The organism is Dyadobacter sp. LHD-138, assembly GCF_030929615.1.
GTDB lineage: Bacteria > Bacteroidota > Bacteroidia > Cytophagales > Spirosomataceae > Dyadobacter.
This window is the reverse complement of sequence record NZ_JAVFVU010000013.1, coordinates 216,799-223,552: the sequence shown is the minus strand read 5'-3', so window position 1 is coordinate 223,552 and position 6,754 is coordinate 216,799. Positions and strand designations below refer to the sequence as shown.

5 protein-coding genes are annotated in these 6,754 nt (G+C 45.0%); all 5 read right to left on the bottom strand.

Annotated elements, in window-relative coordinates:
- Window positions 1–353: 353 nt before the first annotated feature.
- Complete coding sequence (locus RB622_RS12430; protein WP_308046874.1) at window positions 354–1,649, bottom strand: MFS transporter; 1,296 nt, start codon at window positions 1,647–1,649, stop codon at window positions 354–356.
- Between the two features lie 74 nt (window positions 1,650–1,723).
- Window positions 1,724–2,368: a bifunctional 4-hydroxy-2-oxoglutarate aldolase/2-dehydro-3-deoxy-phosphogluconate aldolase gene (locus RB622_RS12425; RefSeq protein ID WP_308046873.1), complete on the bottom strand. Its 645-nt coding sequence runs from the start codon at window positions 2,366–2,368 to the stop codon at window positions 1,724–1,726.
- Window positions 2,365–3,381: a 2-dehydro-3-deoxygalactonokinase gene (locus RB622_RS12420; protein WP_308046872.1), complete on the bottom strand. Its 1,017-nt coding sequence runs from the start codon at window positions 3,379–3,381 to the stop codon at window positions 2,365–2,367. The genes RB622_RS12425 and RB622_RS12420 overlap by 4 nt, the downstream gene beginning before the upstream one ends.
- 28 nt (window positions 3,382–3,409) lie before the next feature.
- A complete protein-coding gene (locus tag RB622_RS12415) occupies window positions 3,410–5,599 on the bottom strand; it encodes a PQQ-binding-like beta-propeller repeat protein (RefSeq protein WP_308046877.1) in 2,190 nt (729 codons plus the stop codon).
- Between the two features lie 167 nt (window positions 5,600–5,766).
- Window positions 5,767–6,741: a hypothetical protein gene (locus RB622_RS12410; protein WP_308046871.1), complete on the bottom strand. Its 975-nt coding sequence runs from the start codon at window positions 6,739–6,741 to the stop codon at window positions 5,767–5,769.
- Window positions 6,742–6,754 lie beyond the last annotated feature (13 nt).

The following is a 6,754-nucleotide window of genomic DNA, read 5'->3' as shown; positions in this document are numbered from 1 at the left end:
ATGTTCCTATGGGAACAAAAATACCGAAATATCCTTATCCCATCGGGACATTTCGTTGGTAGAGGTGAGGATAGATCGATCTGGTTTTCGTTCCGTAGGGACGTTTCGTGGTATTGATACGATCAATGAAATGAATTAAAAGTAGAGCATCGTTTTACGCTGCCCGAAGATAATTTTCATAGAAATTAAAAGGCTGAACTTTGAACCGGACAAACCAGCCAATAGGAATAAAAAGAATTTCAAACGATGAACCTAAATGTAAATTATTAATAATGAGACACTTAAAAGATATTCAGATAAAGAAAATCCCCCTTCGATCTGATACACACAATCGTCTCCATAAGCAAAAAAAATCAAACCAGCTCCTCAATTTCCACCAAACCTGATCTTCTCGTTAACAGATGAATGATCAGCCAGGCAGTTAAATAAGTAAACCCGCAGATTGTGAAAAGGATATTGTAACCTCCCGCCAGATTCCCCATCGCTTTATATGAATCCAGCAGACTTCCCACGAGCATAGGAAACAGTATGCCACCAATAGCTCCCGCCGTCCCGCCAATGCCGACTACCGAACTTACCGCCTGCTTTGGAAACATGTCCGAAGCTAGCGTGAAAACGTTCGTCGCCCAGGCCTGGTGAACCGCCACCGCCAGACTAATCATGGCAACAGCTACCCACACATCGGTCGCAAATTGTACGAGGATAACCGATGTTTCCAGCACCGCGAAAATAAACAGCGCGGTTTTTCTTGCCTTTAAGGTTGGATAACCACGTTTAATCAAAAGAGAAGAAAAATAGCCTCCCAGAATGCTTCCGGCCGTTGTCGCTCCGTAAATAAGCATCAGTTCAACGCTTGGCTTTTTTAGATCCAGACTAAAGGTCGACGAAAAATACGAAGGGAGCCAGAAAAGAAAAAACCAGTAAATCGGATCAATAAGGCCTTTTCCGGTAATGTAGGCCCAGGTTTGCGGAAGGATAAACAACTTCGTCCATTGCACTTTCACAACACCTTCCTCCTTTATTTCCTGACCGCTTTTAATGTATTCGAACTCTTCCTGTGATAACCGTTTTTGTTTTGACGGGACGTCATAAAATATCCACCAGAAAATCAACCACACAAAACCCAAAGCACCCGTAATGATGAACACCTCATGCCATCCGTAATGGATCAAAATCCAGGGTACGATCATCAGCGCGACCACAACCCCAATACTTGTGCCGGCATTAAACAGCCCGGTTGCCAATGCGCGTTCTTTTTTAGGAAACCATTCTGCAACCGTTTTAACCGCAGCCGGGTAATTGCCCGCCTCCCCCAGCCCCAGCCCGATCCGGGCCAGACCGAAACCAAAAGCGCTCCGTGCCCAGGCGTGCAGCATACCCGCGATACTCCAAAAAACAATGGTTATGGCATAACCCTTTTTCGTTCCGATCTTATCGATAATCCATCCAAACAGCAATAACCCTATGGCATAGGCGGCGGTAAAAGCCATAACAATTCGCGCAAAATCAGTTTCTGTCCAGTCAAATTCTTTTTCTAAAATCGGTTTCAGCAAGCCTATGATCTGCCGGTCGAGATAGTTAATTGTTGTGGCCGTAAATAACAAAACAACCACGATCCAGCGATAATTTTTAATCTTGTACTGAGACATACGAATAAAATGCTAAGAAATTAGGGTTTAGAAATCATGACCACAGCAAAAGTTAAAAACTACCCCTGAACCTATCAGGATGCACTTTTTAACTTTTCTACAAACTTTTCAAAATAGGCTTTCAAACCAGTCCAGTCTTTGTTTTGAATCATTTTTTTATCAAATAGCTGACTTCCAATACCTAATCCATCGGCACCGGCTTTTAAAAACTGGTCCATATTTTCAAGACTTACACCGCCGGTTGGCAATACTTTCAGGTGATTAAGCGGCGCTTTCAGGTCTTTGATGTATTCGGGGCCAAGCGAAGTAGCAGGATAAATTTTCACCATCGTCGCGCCCCAGGTCCAGGCGTTGTAAAGCTCCGTCGGGGTATATCCTCCCGGGAAAATCGGCACGCCTTTTTTTACACAGGATTTGATTATTTTTTTATTGATAATGGGAGTAACAATGAACTGCGCACCTGCTTCCAACGCATTTTCCAGGTCTTCCTTCGTACAAACCGTCCCGGCGCCAATATTTAAGCCCTCACTTTCCTGTTCAATCGCATAACGAATGATTTCTCCCGCCCCAGACGTATTCATTGTGATTTCGATCGTCGTCAAGCCTGCTGCCCGGTAAACCGGCAAAATTTGCTTCACATCTTCCAGTGATACATTTCTGATAATGCCAACAATTGGCGCTTTTTTAAATAATTCCTGTGAAAAAGGATTTTGACTCATGAGTTTGTATTGTTCAATTTTAATGTCTGATTTTGAAATATTTTTATCTGCCCGGCTACGGTGGCCTTGTCAATTAACGCGGCAGAAACCGTTGTGGTTTTGTCCGTCAGATCCAGTTCTTCCATGCCCAATCTATACAATTCGTATAAGTTATTGCCACTGCATAACACCAGTTCCCACTTTTTCTTTTCCCGCAAATACCGTAACTCGTTGCCAATCAGAAGTCCGCTCAGGTAAAACGCGTTTTCTTTTTTTGTCATTTTGTCAAAAAGCTGGTTTGTCCTTACCTTAAAAAGGCCATTCAGAATATTGGAAACAGCCGACTGCCGGACACCTGATTGAAAGGCTTTTATCTCCCGATCGTTAAATACTGCCCCTGCACTGTTTTCCACGGAATCTTTCAGAATGCTGTAAGTCGTCATGATATTGAAAACTTCACCCGTCATAAAGGTTTGAAAATCTACCATCTGATTTTCTTTCACATACATATGCTTGGAATGCGTTCCCGGAAAAATAAAAATGGCGTCCTTATTTTTCAAAGACGACAATTCTGCCAGGTTCACCAACCCGACCAGCTGAGTTTCCTCACCCCGCATCACATCCAGTTCGCTTTTCACACCGGAAATTAACATGATCTCATGCGGAAAATCATCGAATGCTTCAAAATGCCTGACTCCAGCCAAACTTCCATCTGTTGCATAAGGCAGATCTCCGTAAGGGATTTCCTCCATCCCGATGGAGGATGATGCCATGCCGGAAATCACAATGGTGATGCCATCCAGATTAAAAGACAACCTACCCGATAATATATCGATCTGTTTCTTCAGGTAATTGCGAAAAAATCGGCTTCGCACCATCCCATTTTCTCCGGCACCCGCCTGCCATCCGTTAAATGTGCTGGCGATACCCTCGCCGGATAACACTTCTCCGGCAATTTGTTGGTCACACAAGTCGATGATTCTCAGCCTAAAAGAAGAAGTACCCCAGTCACAACATAGAATATGATTTTTCATCGGCTTGTTGAAAATAAATATTACAAAATCAGGGCAGTGCAAATGCCACATAGGTGCCGCCAGCTTTTAATCCGTAACGGGCGCCGCCGGCGGCGATCGCGATATACTGTTTGCCGTCCACCATGTACGTGATCGGGGTAGCAAAACCACCTGCCGGCAACTCATATTCCCACACAATTTCCCCTGATTTACGGTCAAAGGCCCTGATTTTCTGATCGTAAGTAGCGGCGATGAATACCAGCCCACCCGCGGTTACCACAGGTCCGCCGTGGTTCTCAGTCCCCGTTGGTGCTATTCCCTTGGCTTTCAATTCGGGATATTCACCCAGCGGTACTGTCCATAAATACTCGCCGGTATTCATATCAATAGCATTTAATGTTCCCCACGGCGGTTTGATCGCCGGATAATTTTCCTGATCACGAAATTGCACATTTCCGTTGTTCAAATATGGGGGCATATAAGGAAAATCGGATCCGTCAACCGGTTTCAAAGAGGAAGATACGTGATGTATGTCATTGGGATTACCCGTCTTTGCAACTGGCTGAGATTCTGTTTTCATCAGGAAATTTATAATCTCATTTCTATCCTCTTTTGAAAGATGCAAAAAAGAAGGCATTCTGCCTCTTCCCGTTTCCAGAACCGTGGCAATCTGTTCTCTCGAAAGTCTTTTTCCTACATCCGTCAGATTTGGATAAGCCTGCGCCACATTACGGGCAGACGCTGAATTCCCTCCATTGGCATGGCATGAGGTGCAATTGGTATTAAACAAAGTTGCGCCTCTTGTCAGCACACGGTTGTCCACCTCTTTTGCTTCACGCATTTTTAACCACCACAACATGTTGTTGGAATTTTGGTAGATAATGCCGTCGGGATCGGCCGCATTTCCGCCCCACTCTGCACCGCCGCCAAAACCATAATACAAGGTTCCTTCCAGACTTGGCGGAAGGTATTTACTACCATGTTTGCTGTTCACGAAACGGTCCAGCACATAAGCATGTGCCTCCGGCGTGCGGTTTGTAATATCGACTTCTGTTAACTCCTGATTGGCAAAGGGCGCAGGTTTTACCGGAATTGGCTGGGTGGGCCATGGTCTTTCCCCTGGCAAGGCTGGGGAAGTTGGAACGGCTACTTCATTCACATCAAAAAGGGGCTTTCCGCTGTCCCTGTCAAATAAAAACATATAACCGTCCTTGGTAGCTTGTGCCACCGCATCGACCGTTTTTCCTTTACTTTTTACCGTAATGAGATTCGGAGGACAAGGTGCATCCCGGTCCCATAGATCATGATGAACCGTTTGAAAATGCCAGATTCTCTTGCCGGTTTTGGCGTTGATCGCAATGACGCAGTTGGCGAAAAGGTTTTTGCCGTTTCTTGCACCACCATAAAAATCGACGGATGGAGAACCCGTTCCGGCATAAACCACCCCCCTTTTCTCATCCACGACCATACCCGCCCAGCAATTGGCACCACCGATTTTCTTGTAGGAATCTTTATCCCAGGTCTCATATCCGTATTCACCAGGCAGCGGAACGGTATGAAATACCCAGGCAAGTTTCCCGGTTTTGATGTCAATGGCCTGGATATAACCCGGAGGCGCATCGCCACCTTCCGACACACTGGATCCCATGATCAGCAAATCTTTGAAAACCACACCCGGCGTTGTACTGCGTATCGACAGATTGGCGGTTTCGTGTCCGAAAACCTCTTTCCCTCCCAAACCAATTCTCAGGTCAACTTCGCCATCCTTACCGAAAGTAGAAACTTTCTCACCGTTGGCGGCATTAATCGCGTACAAAACGGGGCCGACCGAATATAAAATCCGTTTATCAGCACCGTTTTCCCAATAAACAACGCCTCGGAGCGGGTGAAATCTCGGTCGTTTTTCAGGATCGGAAAATGGATTGAATTTCCATAGCTCTTTTCCCGTTGCTGCATCAATCGCGAATAATTTCATACGCGGCGTAGTACCGTACAAAATACCGTTGACCACGATCGGCTGGCACTGAATGTCCATCCCGCGTTCGCCGTTATTTTTGTTTTCACCTGTGTCATAACTCCATGCAGGTTGCAGGTTTTTGACATTTTCCAGGTTGATTTGCGTCAAAGGAGAATATCGGTTCCCGGCTTTGTTTCCGCCATAGGTTGGCCAGTCGTGATCTTCCGAGTCGACCCGCCGGACGTCGTCTTTTTCTTTGTTTTTAATTCCACAGATGATCATCAGGATCAGTGTGAAAGGGAGGCATATGAGTGAGAAATATTTCATTTCTTATTTTTTAAGACACAACAATACCTGTCCGCTCCATTTTGCAGCGGTTAATCTTTCACCAATACAGTAGCATATTTCAAGATTAGGAGGTGACTGGTTCAGTCACCTCCTAATCCTTTTTATTTTTTAGTCGTATAGAATGCGTAGTTAATTTTCCATTTCACTTCCTTGCCCGGCTCCACATTAAGTTTAATATAAGGCTCCGGACAGGCCGTTGTGGAACATGCCCAATAAACCAGTTTCTCAATCGGCTGGTCGCTTGTAATCCGCACCCCGGCTCCGGTTTTAACATTTTCAATTTTCAGATCATAATCTTTTGGGGACTGGGTTAATCCCTGTAATCCGGCACTAAAAACCTGTTCTTTTTTCTCCAACGGACGCGTAAAAATGATCGATTTGTCTTTTACATTGGCGATGGTACCGAAACCTTTACCCTCGGCAGCTACGTCAAAAGGAAATGTAACTTTGACGCCGGGGCCTGTCGGCTCGTTGTCGATCATGAAAAAGTTGTGGTTATAAACGCTGGTAGCGATTGCCTTTTTGCCCACATTTTTCAGGCTATGCTCCAAAACAAGCTCAGGTTTCCCTTTCGTTAACCGGACTGTTTTGTGGTAAATGTAAGCGTATCCCGATTGGTCTGTCAGCTCATGTGTAAATTCCACTACTTCACTTTTTCTCTTCACCGTCCATTTTCCGTTGTTAACGACATCATAAGTACTGGCAAAAGAATAGGGTTTATCGTCAGGTTTGCGGAGAATCCCTACGCCTATCTTTACAAAATCCGCTCCGACCGCCGCTTCATTGTATTCCAATGGCGTAAATTCTTCCACCGGGCCGCTGATGGCGTCGTGTAGCTTAGGATCGTAATGATCAAACCATTTTCCAAAATAAGTATGGCCTTTATATTCCAGGCTTGGGATTACACCACCCCAGTCGAATCTTGTACCCTGATAATAACCGTTGCTAACATCGGGCAAATATAATTTCGCTTTGACGATACCATTCGTAATGTCTGCTTCGGGAAAATCGGTGGCGGTGAAAACGCCGCTGCACAAACTGGTTAACAAGCCAAACAATATAAATTTCTTTCTCATTTCTAGGATTTTA